The sequence below is a fragment of the Nocardia sp. X0981 genome (assembly GCF_977089955.1).
Genome location: NZ_OZ372435.1, coordinates 6,025,108 through 6,040,989, shown reverse-complemented (window position 1 = coordinate 6,040,989; position 15,882 = coordinate 6,025,108). Strand labels below are relative to the sequence as shown.

General features: G+C 69.0%; 15 protein-coding genes. 14 read left to right on the top strand and 1 reads right to left on the bottom strand.

The window, feature by feature from the left end:
* Window positions 1-227 precede the first annotated feature (227 nt).
* From ACYR7D_RS26800 to coaD, 3 genes are read left to right on the top strand one after another with little or no spacing between them, the layout of a single operon-like run.
* The gene (locus tag ACYR7D_RS26800) at window positions 228-3,626 is read left to right on the top strand and encodes a pyruvate carboxylase (RefSeq protein ID WP_459547278.1); all 3,399 of its coding nucleotides are present in this window, start codon (window positions 228-230) and stop codon (window positions 3,624-3,626) included.
* On the top strand, window positions 3,623-4,216 hold the full coding sequence (gene rsmD, locus ACYR7D_RS26795) for a 16S rRNA (guanine(966)-N(2))-methyltransferase RsmD (RefSeq protein ID WP_459547277.1): 594 nt from the start codon (window positions 3,623-3,625) through the stop codon (window positions 4,214-4,216). Before ACYR7D_RS26800 ends, rsmD begins: the two co-directional genes overlap by 4 nt.
* Window positions 4,217-4,219: 3 nt before the next feature.
* Window positions 4,220-4,705: a pantetheine-phosphate adenylyltransferase gene (coaD, locus tag ACYR7D_RS26790; RefSeq protein ID WP_459547276.1), complete on the top strand. Its 486-nt coding sequence runs from the start codon at window positions 4,220-4,222 to the stop codon at window positions 4,703-4,705.
* Here the strand turns inward: coaD and ACYR7D_RS26785 are convergent.
* On the bottom strand, window positions 4,673-5,242 hold the full coding sequence (locus ACYR7D_RS26785) for a GtrA family protein (protein ID WP_459547275.1): 570 nt from the start codon (window positions 5,240-5,242) through the stop codon (window positions 4,673-4,675). The two genes, coaD and ACYR7D_RS26785, sit on opposite strands and share 33 nt — an antisense overlap.
* 220 nt (window positions 5,243-5,462) lie before the next feature.
* Here ACYR7D_RS26785 and ACYR7D_RS26780 point away from each other — a divergent pair, with 220 nt between their 5' ends.
* The 11 genes from ACYR7D_RS26780 (at window position 5,463) to smc (ending at window position 15,863) form a co-directional block, all read left to right on the top strand.
* Window positions 5,463-6,209 (top strand): DivIVA domain-containing protein, encoded by a 747-nt coding sequence (locus tag ACYR7D_RS26780; protein ID WP_459550308.1) that lies wholly within the window; start codon window positions 5,463-5,465, stop codon window positions 6,207-6,209.
* Between the two features lie 110 nt (window positions 6,210-6,319).
* On the top strand, window positions 6,320-6,979 hold the full coding sequence (locus tag ACYR7D_RS26775; protein ID WP_459547274.1) for a YceD family protein: 660 nt from the start codon (window positions 6,320-6,322) through the stop codon (window positions 6,977-6,979).
* Between the two features lie 2 nt (window positions 6,980-6,981).
* The gene (gene rpmF / locus ACYR7D_RS26770; protein WP_062995681.1) at window positions 6,982-7,164 is read left to right on the top strand and encodes a 50S ribosomal protein L32; all 183 of its coding nucleotides are present in this window, start codon (window positions 6,982-6,984) and stop codon (window positions 7,162-7,164) included.
* A 14-nt stretch (window positions 7,165-7,178) separates the two neighbouring features.
* Entirely contained in the window at window positions 7,179-7,901 is a 723-nt protein-coding gene (gene rnc, locus ACYR7D_RS26765) for a ribonuclease III (RefSeq protein ID WP_459547273.1), read from the top strand.
* Window position 7,902: 1 nt separating this feature from the next.
* On the top strand, window positions 7,903-8,778 hold the full coding sequence (gene mutM, locus ACYR7D_RS26760; RefSeq protein ID WP_459547272.1) for a bifunctional DNA-formamidopyrimidine glycosylase/DNA-(apurinic or apyrimidinic site) lyase: 876 nt from the start codon (window positions 7,903-7,905) through the stop codon (window positions 8,776-8,778).
* 81 nt (window positions 8,779-8,859) lie between these two features.
* A complete protein-coding gene (locus tag ACYR7D_RS26755; RefSeq protein ID WP_459550307.1) occupies window positions 8,860-9,438 on the top strand; it encodes a dihydrofolate reductase family protein in 579 nt (192 codons plus the stop codon).
* A 100-nt stretch (window positions 9,439-9,538) separates the two neighbouring features.
* Entirely contained in the window at window positions 9,539-10,624 is a 1,086-nt protein-coding gene (locus tag ACYR7D_RS26750) for a winged helix DNA-binding domain-containing protein (RefSeq protein ID WP_459547271.1), read from the top strand.
* Window positions 10,625-10,740: 116 nt separating this feature from the next.
* Complete coding sequence (locus ACYR7D_RS26745; RefSeq protein WP_459547270.1) at window positions 10,741-11,229, top strand: OsmC family protein; 489 nt, start codon at window positions 10,741-10,743, stop codon at window positions 11,227-11,229.
* A gap of 2 nt (window positions 11,230-11,231) precedes the next feature.
* On the top strand, window positions 11,232-11,531 hold the full coding sequence (locus ACYR7D_RS26740) for an acylphosphatase (protein ID WP_459547269.1): 300 nt from the start codon (window positions 11,232-11,234) through the stop codon (window positions 11,529-11,531).
* Between the two features lie 111 nt (window positions 11,532-11,642).
* The gene (locus tag ACYR7D_RS26735; RefSeq protein ID WP_459547268.1) at window positions 11,643-12,062 is read left to right on the top strand and encodes a DUF1707 SHOCT-like domain-containing protein; all 420 of its coding nucleotides are present in this window, start codon (window positions 11,643-11,645) and stop codon (window positions 12,060-12,062) included.
* 180 nt (window positions 12,063-12,242) lie between these two features.
* Entirely contained in the window at window positions 12,243-15,863 is a 3,621-nt protein-coding gene (smc, locus tag ACYR7D_RS26730) for a chromosome segregation protein SMC (protein WP_459547267.1), read from the top strand.
* The last annotated feature ends 19 nt before the right edge of the window (window positions 15,864-15,882 follow it).

Here is a 15,882-nt window from a genome sequence, read left to right as displayed (position 1 = left end):
ACTCGGAGTGGCGGCGTAGAGATTCCGGCCGGCCACGCGGGCGCGGGTGCAGGGAGGATAGCCGGATATTGGCCGGGACGGCGGTACCGCACAGCCCGCCCCCGCGGGCGGTGAGCCGTGACGCCACGGTGACCATTGGTTCGCAGCGATGCGAAACCGCTTTGTGAAGTTCCTGCGAAGTGGACTTCGCTGTCGAACCTGGGTGTGGGGCCGGGTACCTTGGGTCAATGTTCTCGAAAGTCTTGGTTGCCAACCGCGGCGAAATTGCCATCCGAGCCTTCCGCGCGGCGTACGAGCTCGGTATCGGGACGGTTGCCGTCTTCCCGCACGAGGACCGGAATTCGGTCCACCGCCTGAAGGCGGACGAGGCATACGAGATCGGTGAGCAGGGCCATCCGGTTCGTGCGTATCTCTCCGTCGAAGCGATCATCGAGGCCGCCAAGACCGCCGGCGCGGATGCGATATACCCGGGGTACGGCTTCCTGTCGGAGAACCCGGATCTGGCCGCGGCCTGCGCACGGGAAGGGATCACCTTCATCGGGCCGTCGGCCGAGGTTCTCGAACTCGCCGGGAACAAGGCCCGCGCGATCGCCGCGGCGAAGGCGGCCGGGCTGCCCGTACTGGCTTCCAGCGCACCCTCGGCCGATATCGCGGAACTGCTGACGGCGGCCGAATCCATGGAATTCCCCCTTTTCGTCAAAGCCGTCGCCGGTGGCGGTGGCCGGGGTATGCGGCGGGTCGCCGAGCCCGCGGCGCTGCGGGAGGCGATCGAGGCAGCCTCGCGGGAGGCGGAATCGGCCTTCGGTGATCCGACCGTCTTCCTGGAACAGGCCGTGGTCGACCCGCGCCATATCGAGGTGCAGATCCTGGCCGACACCCACGGCAATGTGATGCATCTGTTCGAGCGCGACTGTTCGCTGCAGCGGCGGCACCAGAAGGTGATCGAGCTGGCACCCGCGCCGAATCTCGACCCCGAGCTGCGCGACCGTATCTGCGCCGACGCGGTCGCCTTCGCCCGCGAGATCGGTTACAGCTGCGCCGGTACGGTGGAATTCCTGCTGGACGCGCGCGGGAACCATGTGTTCATCGAGATGAATCCGCGGATCCAGGTCGAGCATACGGTGACCGAGGAGATCACCGATGTGGACCTGGTGCAATCGCAGTTGCGTATCGCCGCGGGGGAGAGCCTGGCCGATCTCGGGCTCGCTCAGGACACGGTGACCATTCGCGGTGCCGCCCTGCAGTGCCGGATCACCACCGAAGACCCCGCCAACGGTTTCCGGCCCGATACCGGCCGCATCACGGCCTACCGCACCCCCGGCGGCGCCGGTATCCGCCTGGACGGTGGCGCGAATCTCGGCGCCGAGATCGGGGCCTATTTCGATTCCATGCTGGTCAAGCTCACCTGCCGGGGCCGGGATTTCCCGGTGGCGGTGGCGCGGGCGCGGCGCGCGCTCATGGAGTTCCGGATCCGCGGTGTCACCACGAACATTCCCTTCCTGCTCGCGGTACTCGCGGACGAGGATTTCACGGCGGGCCGGATCACCACCTCCTTCATCGATGAACGCCCGGGTCTGCTGGCCACCCGCGAGTCCGCCGACCGCGGCACCAAGATCCTGAACTATCTGGCCGATATCACCGTGAACAAACCGCACGGTGCCCGGCCGACGGCGGTGTACCCGCACGACAAACTGCCGGCGATCGACCTGTCGGTACCGCCGCCGGACGGTTCGCGGCAGAAGCTGCTGGCGCTGGGGCCGGAGGGTTTCGCGCGGGCACTGCGGGAACAGAAGGCGGTGGGGGTCACCGATACCACCTTCCGCGATGCGCATCAGTCGTTGCTGGCGACGCGGGTACGCACCAACGGGTTGCTGGATGTCGCCGGGCACGTCGCGCGTCTCACCCCGGAACTGTTGTCGGTCGAGGCGTGGGGCGGCGCCACCTACGATGTGGCCCTGCGGTTCCTCTACGAAGACCCGTGGGAGCGCCTCGCCGCGCTGCGCGAGGCGATTCCGAACATCTGTCTGCAGATGCTGCTGCGCGGCCGCAACACCGTGGGCTACACCCCCTACCCGGAACGGGTGACGCGCGCCTTCGTCGCCGAGGCCACCGAAACCGGTATCGATATCTTCCGGATCTTCGACGCGCTGAACAATGTCGACCAGATGCGCCCGGCGATCGACGCGGTCCGGGAAACCGGCACCGCGATCGCGGAGGTCGCGCTGAGCTACACCGGCGATCTGACCGACCCCGACGAGAAGCTCTACACACTGGACTACTACCTGAAGCTGGCCGAGCAGATCGTCGACGCGGGCGCGCATGTGCTGGCGATCAAGGATATGGCCGGTCTGCTCCGTGCTCCGGCGGCGGCGAAACTGGTCACCGCGCTGCGGTCGAATTTCGATCTACCGGTACACGTGCACACCCACGACACTCCGGGCGGACAGCTGGCCACCTATCTCGCGGCGTGGCAGGCCGGGGCCGACGCGGTCGACGGCGCCAGCGCCGCGATGGCCGGGACCACCAGCCAGCCCGCGCTTTCGGCGATCGTCGCGGCGGCGGCCCACAGCGAATACGACACCGGCCTGAACCTGGCCAATGTCTGTGACCTGGAACCGTATTGGGAAGCGCTGCGCAAGGTGTACGCGCCGTTCGAATCGGGGTTGCCCGCCCCGACCGGCCGCGTCTATACCCATGAGATTCCCGGCGGGCAGCTGTCGAATCTGCGTCAGCAGGCGATCGCGCTGGGCCTGGGTGACCGCTTCGAAGAGGTCGAGGCGAAGTACGCCGCCGCCGATCGCCTGCTCGGACGGTTGATCAAGGTCACCCCGTCGTCGAAGGTGGTCGGTGATCTCGCGCTGTCGCTGGTCGGCTCCGGGGTGGAGATCGAGGATTTCGCGGCCGATCCGGGGCGCTACGACATCCCCGATTCGGTGATCGGCTTCTTGCGCGGGGAACTCGGCACCCCGGCGGGCGGCTGGCCCGAACCCTTCCGTGGCAGGGCACTCGAGGGCCGCGGCGCGGCCAAACCGGAGACCCCGCTGACCCCCGAGGACGAAACCGGGCTCGCGGGCACCTCCGAACAGCGGCGCGCCACGCTGAACCGGCTGCTGTTCCCCGGCCCGACCGCCGAATTCCTCGCCCACCGCGAGAAGTACGGCGATACCACCGGGCTCTCGGCGAACCAGTTCTTCTACGGGCTGCGCCACGGCGAGGAACACCGGGTGCAACTGGAGAAAGGCGTCATCCTGCTCATCGGCCTGGAGGCCATCTCCGAACCCGACGAGCGGGGGATGCGTACCGTCATGTGCATTCTCAACGGCCAGCTGCGCCCGGTCTCGGTCCGTGACCGCTCCATCGCCAGCGAGATCCCGGCCGCCGAAAAAGCCGACAAGAACGATCCGCACCATATCGCCGCCCCGTTCGCCGGCGTTGTGACACTGACGGTCGCCGAGGGCGATACCGTCGCCTCCGGCGATACCATCGGCACCATCGAGGCCATGAAGATGGAGGCTGCCATCACCGCCCCGCGTGGCGGCGTGGTGGGCCGGGTGGCCATTACCCAGGTGCAGCAGGTCGAGGGTGGTGACCTGCTGGTCGAGCTGACCGCTCGCGCTTCCGAATGACCAGGATCGTGGCCGGGATCGCCGGCGGCCGGCGGCTACGGGTGCCGCCCGCCGGGACCCGGCCGACCTCGGACCGGGTGCGTGAGGCGCTGTTCTCCTCGATCGAGGCCCGGATGGATCTCGACGGGGTCCGGGTGCTCGATCTCTACGCGGGGTCGGGTGCTCTGGGACTGGAGGCGCTCTCGCGTGGTGCGGCGGCGGCCCTGCTGGTGGAATCCGATCGCCGGGCGGCGGCGGTGCTCCGCGGCAATATCGCGGAACTGGGCCTGACCGGGGCGCAGGTCCGGATCGGCTCGGTGGCGCAGGTGCTGGCGCACGGCGGTGCGGGAACATTCGATCTCGTTTTCGCCGATCCGCCCTACGATCTGCCCACCGGTGCCGTACACGCCGATCTCACCGCTCTCGTCGAGCACGGCTGGCTCGCGCCGGAGGCGCTGTTGCTGGTGGAACGTTCGGTGCGGTCGGCGGAGATCGCCTGGCCCCCGGGACTGGCCGGCCGTGCCGCGCGGCGCTACGGCGAGACCCGGGTCGAGTCGGCCGTGTACACCGGCGCCATCGGCGGAAATCCCGGCGCACCTGCTAGCGTCTGACCCATGGCAGGAGCATTGTGCCCGGGGTCGTTCGACCCGGTGACCAACGGCCATCTCGATGTGTTCGAGCGGGTCGCGGCCCAGTTCGACGAGGTCGTCGTCACCGTGATGGTCAACAAGAAGAAGCAGGGCATGTTCACCGTCGCCGAGCGGATCGAGATGCTGCGCGATGCCACCGCGGGCCTGCCGAACGTGCGGGTCGCGTCCTGGGACGGGCTGACCGTGGATTTCGCCCGGGAACAGGGGATCACCGCGATCGTCAAAGGGCTGCGCGATGCCAGTGATTTCGGTTACGAACTCCAGATGGCGCAGATGAACAAGAAGCTCTCCGGGGTCGACACCTTCTTCATCGCCACTAACCCCGCCTTCAGCTATCTGTCCAGCTCCCTTGTCAAGGAAGTGGCGGCGTTCGGCGGTGATGTCAGCGATATGCTGCCGCCGCTGGTGCACAAGCGGCTACTCGACCGGCTGGCCGAGCGCGCGAGCTGATCCGGCCCGCAGCGCGGTCACTTCCCGTGCCCGTCGCAGCGGCCGGAACACCAGGCCGCGCAACGCCAGGAAACGTAATCCGCCCACCGCGGCGCTGATGGTCAGGACCGCGGCCGCCCGCGCCGGGTCGGCCAGATCCGGAGCCACGACTTCCAGCACGGCCAGCGCCGCCGTGCTGATACCCAGTCCGAGTAGCGCCAGGCCGCCGCCTTCCCACTGTGCGGCGAACCAGCCGACCCGCTCCGCCGCGTGGAAGGTGAGCCGGCGGTGCAACTCGTTGGCCAGCACGGTGCTCACCAGTGAGCCGGCCACATTGGCCGGCAGTGTCCCGGCTCCGGTGAGGCTCAGGAACAGCAGCACGTAGAAAACATTGCTCAGCCCGCCCACCAGCGCGAACCGGATCAGCTGCGGGAACGGGCGATCGCCGCGCAGAGATCGCAGTAGTCGCCGCTGCCACGCGCCGGGCGTGAACGGGCCCGGCCAATCGATATCCGCGGGAGTCAGTGTCCTCGAGGAGGGCAGCTGCAGGATGGTCATGGGCGGTTCCGATCGGGCAAGTGACATTCGCCGCCGCGGTGCGGTGGGGCTGCTACGAATCTAACACCAAGCGGAGAACACTTCTCCAGTTCGATTGTCGAATCTGTGGATATCCGGTGGAAGTAACGACACACCGAAAGGTGGCTCGGCGGAGCACAGCAGCCGGGGCACACTGGGAACGGCGTGATATTCGCCGATCGTCAGCAGGAGGACAGTGAGTATGTACCGGGTATTCGAGTCGCTCGACGAGTTGGTCGCGATTGTCGAGGAGGCACGCGGGATACCGGCGACGCGTAACTGCATCGTCCCGCGCCCGGAAGTGCTCGATCTCCTCGACGATGTCCGCGATGCCCTACCGGCCGAGATCGACGACGCCCAGGACGTTCTCGACCATCGGGACAAGATCGTCGACGATGCCCGCGGACTGGCCGAGGAGACGATCCGCACCGCGGACGACCAGGCGGCCGGAACCGTCGCCGCCGCCCGCGCGGAAGCGGACCGGCTCCTCGCCGATGCCAAAGCGCACGCCGACCGTATGGTCGCCGAGGCCACCGCGCATGCCGACCGGCTGGTCGATACGGCCACCGCGGAGGCCGAACGCCTGATCGCCGACGCCAAGGCCGAATACGAGGCGGTGACCGGCCGGGCCCGCGCCGAGGCCGATCGTATGGTCGAGGCGGGCCAGGCGTCCTACGACCGCTCGGTGGCCGACGGGAAGGCCGAACAGCGGCGGCTCGTCGAGGACACCGAGGTGGTGCGGGCGGCCCACGCGGAATCGGCTCGGGTCATCGATGCCGCGCACGCCGACGCCGACCGGATGCGCGCCGACTGCGACCACTACGTCGACACCAAACTCGCCGAATTCGAGGAAACCCTCGCCGGGGCACTGCGCACCGTCGGCCGCGGCCGCCAGCAACTGCGCAACGGGGCGGGTGTACCGGACTACGCCGCGGAGTTCGGCCGCTAGTCCGTTCGCCGGTTTTGGGGGCGGGACCTCGATTCGCGTACTGTGGAGTGGTTGCCTGCCGATTCCGGCGAGAAACCACCATTGCCGACCGAACCAGTGGAGTGATTTCGATGCCCGCCGATACCACCGCGCGCTCGCGCTCCGGTGCACCCCGTGCACACGGCGCGGGTTTCGTGCTGGATGTCCGCAGCCTCGGTCGCGCCCCCGGAACGATGCGCGAACTGCGCCGCACGGTCACCACGACCGAGCGGCTCGGACTCGATCTGATCGGGGTCCCCGTCGGTTCCGAGGTCGAACTCGATCTGCGGCTGCAGTCGGTGTCCGAGGGTGTGCTCGTCACCGGTACCCTCACCGCGCCGCTCACCGGCGAATGCTCACGCTGCCTGGAGCAGTTCACCGATACGGTCGAACTGTCGCTGACCGAGCTGTTCGCCTACCCCGACAGCACCACCGACCGCACTTCCGACGACGACGAGATCTACCGGATGGTCGACGATCTCATCGACCTCGAACCCCTGGTGATCGACCAGCTCGGCCTGGAGCTGCCGCTGCAGCCGCTGTGCACCCCCGACTGCGCGGGATTGTGCCCGGAGTGCGGGGTTCGGATGGCGATTGCGGGTTCCGATCACCGGCATGAGATACTGGATCCCCGCTGGGCCGGGCTGGCGAAATTCGCCTCCGGATCGCCCGGCAGCGGCAGCCCCGACGAGGGTGCGGCCACCGGAGATCAATCCACCGAGACAGCACGTAACAGCACAGAGGAGAAGTAGTCGTGGCCGTTCCCAAGCGCCGGATGTCCCGTTCCAACACCCGGTCGCGGCGCAGCCAGTGGAAGGCCGCCGCCCCCACCCTGATCACCTGCCCGAACCGGGCCTGCGGTCAGAAGACCCTGCCCCATATCGCGTGCCCCTCCTGCGGTACTTACAAGGGCCGCCAGGTCACGTCCGCCGTCTGATCCCCGGTCGACCGTTGACCGTGGGCAAGGACGAAGCCGGTGAGCGGAGCGATCACACGAGTCTGCTCACCGCGCTGGGTGTGGAGATACAGCCCGAGCTGCTGCGCCTGGCGTTGACACATCGCTCGTACGCATACGAGAACGGCGGCCTGCCGACCAACGAGCGGCTCGAGTTTCTCGGCGATTCGGTGCTCGGTCTGAGCATCACCGAACGGCTCTACCATGAGCACCCCGGTAAGTCCGAGGGTGAGCTGGCGAAGCTGCGCGCGAGTGTGGTGAACATGCACGCGCTCGCCGAGGTCGCACGCGGCCTGGGCGAGGGTGGCCTGGGCGTCCACCTGCTGCTCGGTAAGGGTGAGGAGCTCACCGGTGGCCGGGACAAGCCCAGCATTCTGGCCGACGGTATGGAATCGCTGCTCGGCGCCGTCCACCTGGAGCACGGGATCGACGTGGCCCGGGAGGTCGTCCTGCGGCTGTTCGCCGATCTGCTCGAACGCGGCCCCCGAATGGGCGCGGGCCTGGATTTCAAGACCAGCCTGCAGGAGCTGACCGCCGAGCGCGGTCTCGGTGTACCCAGCTACGAGATCACCTCGACCGGTCCCGATCACGACAAGGAATTCACCGCGACCACGATGATCGCCGGGCAGGCCTACGGCCAGGGTGTCGGCCGCTCCAAGAAGGAAGCCGAACAGAAGGCGGCGGGCGCCGCCTATCGGGCACTGACCGGCGAACCCTGAGGTGCCCGAACTTCCCGAGGTCGAGGTCGTCCGTCGTGGCCTGGCCGAACATCTGTGCGGGCGCGCCGTCGAATCGGTGACCGTTACCCATCCGCGGTCGGTGCGCCGGCATATCGCGGGTGCCGCGGATATGGCCGCCCGGCTCACCGGCCTGACGATCGCGGCGGCGCGGCGGCGGGGTAAATACCTGTGGCTGACCTTCACCGAACTCGATGGTGCTCCCGCCGACACCGCCCTGGTTGTCCATCTGGGTATGAGCGGGCAGATGCTGGTGCAGCCCGCGGACGCGCCGGTGGAGAAGCACGCGCATATCCGGGCGACCCTCGACGACGGTCGTGAACTGCGGTTCGTCGATCAACGCACCTTCGGCGGCTGGGTACTGGCACCGCTGGTCGAGGTGGACGGGGATCTGCTGCCCGATCTGCTGGCCCATATCGCCCGCGACCCGCTGGACCCCCGGTTCGACACCGAGAGCGTGGTGGCCGCATTGCGCGCGAAACGCACCGAGATCAAACGGGTGCTGCTGGACCAGTCGGTGATCTCCGGGATCGGCAATATCTATGCCGACGAGGCGCTGTGGCGGGCGAAGATCCACGGTGCCCGGACCGCGGCGACGCTCACCCGGCCGGTGGTGCGCACCCTGCTCGCCGAGGCGCGGGCGGTGATGACCGATGCGCTGGCCGCGGGCGGGACCTCGTTCGACGCGCTGTATGTGAACGTGAACGGCGAATCGGGGTATTTCGAACGCGCGCTGGCGGTGTACGGGCGTGGGGACCGGCCCTGCCCGCGGTGCGGGGCGCCGATCGTGCGGGAGAAGTTCATGAACCGCTCTTCGTTCTCGTGCCCGCGCTGCCAGCCACGCGGCCGCGGTAGCTAGAACCTCGCCCCGGCAGCGGCGGCGGGCTACGGTTTCGGAAGAGGGCAGGATCACCGACCCGGTATGTCTGGGAGGGACGTCATGCGCAAGCTCACCTACTTCGTCGCCGCCACCATCGATGGGTTCATCGCCACCGAGGACGGCTCGCTCGATTTCTTCCCCGTCGGGGGCGACCACGGCCCGATCATCGCGGCGCAGTACCCCGAAACGCTGCCTTCGAAGGTGCGCGAGACCTTCGGTATCGATAAACCCAACGAAACCTTCGATACGGTGATCATGGGCCGTAAGACCCACGATTTCGGGGTCCGGACGGGTACCACGAGCCCGTACGCGCATCTGCGGCAGTACGTGGCGTCCAAGACCCTGGCCACTTCACCGGATCCGGCGGTGACGCTGATCAGCGATCCGCTCGCGCGCGTCCGTGAGCTCAAGAAGGAGGAGGGGCCGGGTATCTGGCTGTGCGGCGGCGGTGAGCTGGCGCATACGCTGCTCCCGGAGATCGATCAGATCTTCCTCAAGTTGTATCCGGTCGTGCTCGGCCGGGGCCGGCCGCTGTTCGGTACCGGCCCGCGGCTGCCGGAGCCGGCGCAGTTCCGGGCCATCACCAGCCAGACCTTCGAGGACGGGGTCGTGTTCGTGAAGTACGCCAGGATCCACTGAGCGCCGATATCCGTCCCGTGGACCCGTTGCCGGGACGGATACGCGCCTTCCGGATCACGACCCGGCCGGAATGTCGGTGGGTGCGGCCATAATGCGCCGCATGCCCGAACTGTCGTTACGTGTGCTGAACCGTACCCTGCTGGTGCGCCAACATCTGGCCGGCCGCACCGAGCGTACGCCCTACGACCTGATCCGGCATCTGGTCGCGGTACAGGGGCAGGAGCCGAACTGGCCCTATGTGGGGCTGTGGACACGCCTGGCGCGATTCGGCCACGACGAGCTCGCCGGGTTGTTGCGCGATCGGAAGCTGGTGCGCTCCACCACCCTCCGGCGCACCGTGCATCTGAGCACCGCCGAGGACTATCGCTGGTTACGGCCCACGCTGCAGCCCTGTGTGCGCGGCCTGCTCAATACGGCCTACTACCGGAACGAGATCACCGGGCTCGACCATGCGGAGCTGGTCGCGGCCGGCCGTGAGCTGCTGGCGGGCCGGCAGATGTCGCGCCGCGAATTGGGTCTGCTGTTGGCCGAGCGCTTCCCGCAGCGGCATACCCGCCGCCTCGCGGAAACGGTGGAGATCCTGGTACCGCTGGCGCACGGCGCGGAGACCGGTGCCTGGGGTCGCTGGCACAACCGCTACGTCACCGTCGGTACGGCCGACGAATGGATCGGCGCGCCACTCGGCGAGCCGGATCCGGCCGCCCTCGTCGGGCGCTATCTCGCGGCGTTCGGCCCGGCTACGGTGGCCGATATCCAGGCATGGTCGGGTCTGACCCGGTTGCGCGAGGTGGTCGATCCGCTGCGTCCGCAGCTGCGGGTCCTGCGCGGGCCGGAGGGGGTGGAGCTTTTCGACCTACCCGATGCGCCGCTGGCCGACGCTGATCTGGAGGCGCCGGTGCGCTTCCTGCCCGCGTTCGACAACGCCCTGCTCGGCTACAAGGATCGGCGTCGCATCATCGCCGAGGAGGACCGGCGCCGGATCGCGAAGGAGGGGTCGGCAGGGGTGCCGGTCTACCTGGTGGACGGTTTCGCGCACGGCAGATGGTGGCTCGACGGTCCGCACCTGCGTATCGCGCCCTGGTACCCGTTGACCGCGACCGAACGCGAACAGGTGGTGGCCGAGGCCGAGCGGTTGCTGGCGTTCGTTGCCGCCGATCCCGGCGGGGAGGTTCTCGTCGAGGATTGATCCGATCCGGTGGATCCGTGCGTTGCCCGCCCGGCCCGGCGCGAGCCGGGCGTGAGATGACGGCCGGGCCCATGGGGGTGCGCGGATATCCACCCGGGGATGGCAGGATCGCAACCATGGTTGATGACACCGCCGCGGCTACCGTGCCGGCACCGGCCGGCGCCCCCGCTCCCGCCGCTCAGCCCGGTCCGACCACGCTGTGGGTGGAACGCACGGGGACCCGGCGTTACACCGGGCGCAGTTCGCGCGGCGCAGAGGTACTGATCGGGTCGGACGGGGTACCGGGTGTTTTCACCCCCGGTGAGCTGCTGAAGATCGCACTGGCCGCTTGTTCCGGGATGAGTTCGGATTTCCCGCTGTCGCGCCGGCTCGGTGACGACTACGACGCCACCATCCGGGTCTCGGGCGCCGCGGACCGCGAGAACGAGGTGTACCCGCAGCTGGACGAGGTGTTCGAGCTCGATCTCAGTGAGCTGGACGCGGCGGCTCGGGAACGGTTGCTGGTTGCGGTGCAACGCGCCATCGACAAGGTGTGCACGGTCGGTCGTACGTTGCAGGCCGGGAGCAAGGTGACGTTGTCCTTCGATATCGACACCGTCGACTGATCATGGCGGGTGAGGACACGGGCGCGACCGAGCGGGTGCGGCTCGGGGCCTGGGTGCACGGCCGGGTGCAGGGGGTGGGTTTCCGCTGGTGGACGCGGTCGCGGGCGTTGGAACTCGGACTTACCGGGTATGCGGCCAATACCGCGGACGGGCGGGTGCGGGTGATCGCGGAGGGCCCGCGCGCCGCCGCGGCCGAACTGCTGGCCCTGTTGCGGTCGGGGACCACACCGGGCCGGGTGGATCTGGTGGTGGAGTCGTGGGAGCAGGCGCGGGGCGGATTCGAGGGTTTCGCCGAGCGGTAGCCGGTCCTGGGCCCGCTCGGTCCTCGCGAAAGGGGTTGACATTCCATAGTGGAAGGCTCATTCTGATTCTATTCCACAGTGGAATGTGGGTCGATCGCTAAGGGGAGCGCTATGGAGATCACGACGGGCACCCGGGCCTCGGACGCCGAACGCGACCGGATCGTGCGGGAACTGAGCCGGCACCTCGGCGACGGCCGCCTCGATCTCGCCGAATACGACCAGCGGGTCGCGCAGGTCTACCGGACCACGACACGGGAAGAGCTGAAGGACGTCCTCGCGGACCTACCCGCGGCGGCACCCGAGCCGAACCGCGTCACGCGCTCGCGGTTCCCCATCTGGCAGCGGATCGAGGCGAGCGCCTGGCTCTTCGTCAGCGTGCTGGTACTGGTGATCTGGGCGGCGATATCCCTCGGCAGCGGTGCCCTCACCTATTTCTGGCCCATCTGGGTCATCGGCCCATGGGGTGCGGTGCTGGCATTGCGGGCGGCAACCGGTATCGAAGCGGGCCGCTGCCATCGCCGCGCCGTATAACGCCCGGTAGCCTCGGCGGTACCCGGTCGGTCGAACCGCCGGGCCGCCGTACCCGCGTCCACCGGCAATCGATCGGCACAGCCGGTGCGCCGGATGGGAATCCGGTGGCGCGGGCCTATACCATGGCTGATCGGCCTGGGTGAGGCGGACAGTACGTGGAGGCGGAAAGGGTCGTCGGCGTTGCACCTGAAGAGCTTGACGTTGAAGGGCTTCAAATCCTTCGCGTCCGCGACGACCCTGCGGTTCGAACCCGGTATCACCTGTGTGGTGGGGCCCAACGGGTCCGGGAAATCCAATGTCGTCGACGCGCTCACCTGGGTGATGGGTGAGCAGGGCGCCAAAGCCCTGCGCGGTGGCAAGATGCAGGACGTCATCTTCGCCGGAACCTCCGGCCGGGCGGCACTGGGCCGCGCGGAGGTCACGCTCACCATCGACAATTCCGACGGTGCCCTGCCCATCGACTACGCCGAGGTCTCCATCACCCGCCGGATGTTCCGGGACGGAGCCGGTGAATACGAGATCAACGGCAACTCCTGCCGCTTGATGGATGTCCAGGAGCTGCTCAGCGACTCCGGTATCGGCCGGGAGATGCATGTCATCGTCGGCCAGGGGCAACTGTCGGCCATCCTCGAATCGAGGCCGGAGGATCGCCGTGCCTTCATCGAGGAAGCCGCCGGTGTGCTCAAACACCGCAAACGTAAAGAGAAGGCCGTCCGCAAACTGGACGCCATGCAGGCCAACCTGGCCCGTCTCACCGACCTCACCACCGAACTGCGCCGTCAGCTCAAACCCCTGGGGCGCCAAGCCGAGGTCGCGCGCCGGGCGCAGACGGTCCAGGCCGATCTCCGCGACGCCCGGTTGCGCCTGGCCGCCGACGATCTGGTCACCCGGCGGGCCGAGCTGCAGAGCCGGCAGAGTAAAGAGGCCTACGCGCGGGAACAACAGATCACCGTGCAGAGCGAACTCGACGCGGCCAACGCCGCACTCGCCCAGCAGGAGTTCCAGCTCTCCCGGCTCACCCCGAGCGCCGAGGCCGCCGGGCAGCTGTGGTTCCAGCTCTCCGCACTGGCCGAACGAGTCAACGCGACCATCCGGATCGCCGGCGACCGGGCCCGGCATCTGGATACCGCCGCGCCGGCGAACCCCGGCCGCGACCCCGACCAGCTCGAGGCGGAGGCCGACCGGGTCGAGGCCGAGGAGGCCGAACTCCGGGAAGCCGTGGAGATGGCGACCGAGACACTGGAGGCCGCCCGCGACGGACTCGCCGACCGCGAACACGCCGCCAAGGCCGCCGAACAGGCACATCTGGCCGCGGTCCGGGCCATCGCCGACCGGCGCGAAGGGCTGGTCCGGCTCGCGGGCCAGGTCGAGAATCTGCGTACCAGGGCCCAGTCCTTCGACGCCGAGATCGTGCGGCTGTCCACCACGATCGGTGAGGCCCGTGCCCGGGGTGACGCCGCCCAGGCCGAATACGACACCGTTCAGGACGAACTGGCCGAACTCGACGCCGGCGAAGCCGGGCTCGACGCCCAGCACGAACACGCGGTGGAGGCGCTCGATCTGGCCGACCGGCGGGTCACCGAACTACGCGCCGAGGACCGGGAGGCGAGCCGCCGGGTCGCCTCGTTGAGCGCGCGGATCGAAGCGCTCGGTATGAACCTGGCCAGCCGGGACGGCGCGGCCTGGCTCACCGAGAACCATCCGGCCGGCCTGCTGGGGCCGCTGTCGGGAGTGCTGCGGGTGCACGCCGGGTACGAGACCGCGGTCGCGGCGGTACTCGGGCCGGTGGCCGAGGCTGTGGTGGCCGATACCGGCGACACCGCGCTCAGCGCCCTGCGCGCCCTCGGAAAGGCGGACGGCGGGCGGGCCGCACTGGTGTACGAGGGCCCGAGCCCCGCTCCGGACGCGGATACCGGAGCGCTGTCCGGCTCGGCCCGGTGGCTGCGGGAGGTGGTCGACTGCCCCGGTTCGGTACAGGCGGCGGTGGCCGCCCTCACCCACCGGGTCGCGGTGGTGGACGATCTCGATACCGCGGCGGCCCTGCTCACCGAGTATCCCGATGTGCGGATCGTCACCCGTGACGGAGATCTGGCCGGTACGGGCTGGCTGATCGGCGGCTCGGACCGCTCACCCAGCCGGCTGGAGATCCAGGCGGATATCGATGCCACGGCGGCGGAACTGGCCGCCGCCCAGCGGCGCGCCGAGGAGCTGGAAGCGAGCCTGGCGGGCGCCCTGGAGGAACAGTCCGACCGCAAGGACGCCGTCGATCAGGCACTGCTGGCGCTGCACGAATCCGATCAGGCCCTCAACGCGATCTACGAGCGGCTGGGCCGGCTCGGTGCGGCGGTGCGCGCGGCGCGAATCGAATCCGAGCGGCTCGTCACCCAGCGCGCCGACACCGAGACCGCCCGTGAGGAGGCGATCACGGCCCTGGCCGAGCTCGAGGACCGGCTCCGCCACGCGGAACGTGAACAGGCCGAGACGGGGGATACCGCCGGAACCGCCGGAACCGAGGCCGCCGCGCTGGCCCGGGAGGAGGCCGCGGCCGCCCTCGCCGAGGCCCGGGCCATGGAGGTCGAGGCGCGGCTGGCGGTACGCACGGCCGAGGAGCGCGCCGAATCGGTGCGCGGTAAGGCCGATTCGCTGCGCCGCGCCGCCCGCGCGGAACGGGAGGCGCGGGCCCGCGCCGAACGTGCTCAGGCCGCCCGTCGGCAGGCCGCGCAGGTCGCCGCCGCGGTCGCCGAAGCCGGCGCCGATCTGGCCGCGGAGCTGGAGCAGGTGGTGACCGCTGCCGCGGCCCGCCGTGACGAACTGGTCCGTCGGCGCAGCGAATGCGCCACCGAGGTCGACCGGATCAAGGAACGGGTGCGCGCGCTCGGCACGCAGCTCACCCAGCTCACCGACGCCGTGCACCGCGACGAGGTGGCCAAGGCGCAGGCGGCGCTGCGTATCGAACAGCTGGAGACGACGATCGCCGAACAGTTCGGTATCGCACTGGAGGATCTGATCGCCGAATACGGGCCCGATGTGCCGCTGCCGCCCAGTGAACTGGAGATGCGGGAGTACGAGCAGGCCAAGGAACGCGGTGAGCAGGTCACTGCCCCCGCGCCGATGCCGTTCGACCGGGCCTCGCAGGAACGCCGTGCCAAACGCGCCGAAAAGGATCTGGCCACGCTCGGCAAGGTGAACCCGCTGGCCCTCGAGGAGTTCGCGGCCCTCGAGGAACGCTACAACTTCCTGGCCACCCAGCTCGAGGACGTGAAGAAGGCCCGGCAGGACCTCCTGGATGTGGTGGCCGAGGTGGACGCCCGCATCCTGCAGGTTTTCACCGATGCCTACGCCGATGTGGAACGGGAGTTCGTCCAGGTCTTCGCCGCGCTGTTCCCCGGCGGCGCGGGCCGTCTGCTGCTCACCGACCCCGGCGATATGCTCACCACCGGTATCGAGGTGGAGGCGCGTCCACCCGGCAAGAAGGTCAAACGGCTGTCGCTGCTGTCCGGCGGGGAGAAATCGTTGACCGCGGTGGCGCTGCTGGTCGCCATCTTCCGCGCCCGGCCGTCGCCGTTCTACGTGATGGACGAGGTGGAGGCCGCGCTCGACGATACCAATCTGCGTCGTCTCATCGGGCTGTTCGAACAACTGCGCGAGAAGAGCCAGCTGATCGTGATCACCCACCAGAAACCGACCATGGAGATCGCCGACGCGCTCTACGGGGTGAGTATGCGCGGTGACGGGATCACCCAGGTCATCTCCCAGCGGCTGCGCGGGCAGAACCTCACCCCGGCCGGTACGGCGGGCTGACGGCCCGCCCGTGCGGGGG

What these genes read in the sequence shown, in the direction of transcription:
- ACYR7D_RS26755 (WP_459550307.1), top strand. Translation starts at nt 8,860, where the DNA reads ATGCGCAAGCTCACCTACTTCGTCGCCGCCACCATCGATGGGTTCATC.
- ACYR7D_RS26785 (WP_459547275.1), bottom strand. Translation starts at nt 5,242, where the DNA reads ATGACCATCCTGCAGCTGCCCTCCTCGAGGACACTGACTCCCGCGGAT.
- ACYR7D_RS26750 (WP_459547271.1), top strand. Translation starts at nt 9,539, where the DNA reads ATGCCCGAACTGTCGTTACGTGTGCTGAACCGTACCCTGCTGGTGCGC.
- rsmD (WP_459547277.1), top strand. Translation starts at nt 3,623, where the DNA reads ATGACCAGGATCGTGGCCGGGATCGCCGGCGGCCGGCGGCTACGGGTG.
- ACYR7D_RS26735 (WP_459547268.1), top strand. Translation starts at nt 11,643, where the DNA reads ATGGAGATCACGACGGGCACCCGGGCCTCGGACGCCGAACGCGACCGG.
- ACYR7D_RS26775 (WP_459547274.1), top strand. Translation starts at nt 6,320, where the DNA reads ATGCCCGCCGATACCACCGCGCGCTCGCGCTCCGGTGCACCCCGTGCA.
- ACYR7D_RS26745 (WP_459547270.1), top strand. Translation starts at nt 10,741, where the DNA reads ATGGTTGATGACACCGCCGCGGCTACCGTGCCGGCACCGGCCGGCGCC.
- ACYR7D_RS26780 (WP_459550308.1), top strand. Translation starts at nt 5,463, where the DNA reads ATGTACCGGGTATTCGAGTCGCTCGACGAGTTGGTCGCGATTGTCGAG.
- ACYR7D_RS26740 (WP_459547269.1), top strand. Translation starts at nt 11,232, where the DNA reads ATGGCGGGTGAGGACACGGGCGCGACCGAGCGGGTGCGGCTCGGGGCC.
- coaD (WP_459547276.1), top strand. Translation starts at nt 4,220, where the DNA reads ATGGCAGGAGCATTGTGCCCGGGGTCGTTCGACCCGGTGACCAACGGC.
- ACYR7D_RS26800 (WP_459547278.1), top strand. Translation starts at nt 228, where the DNA reads ATGTTCTCGAAAGTCTTGGTTGCCAACCGCGGCGAAATTGCCATCCGA.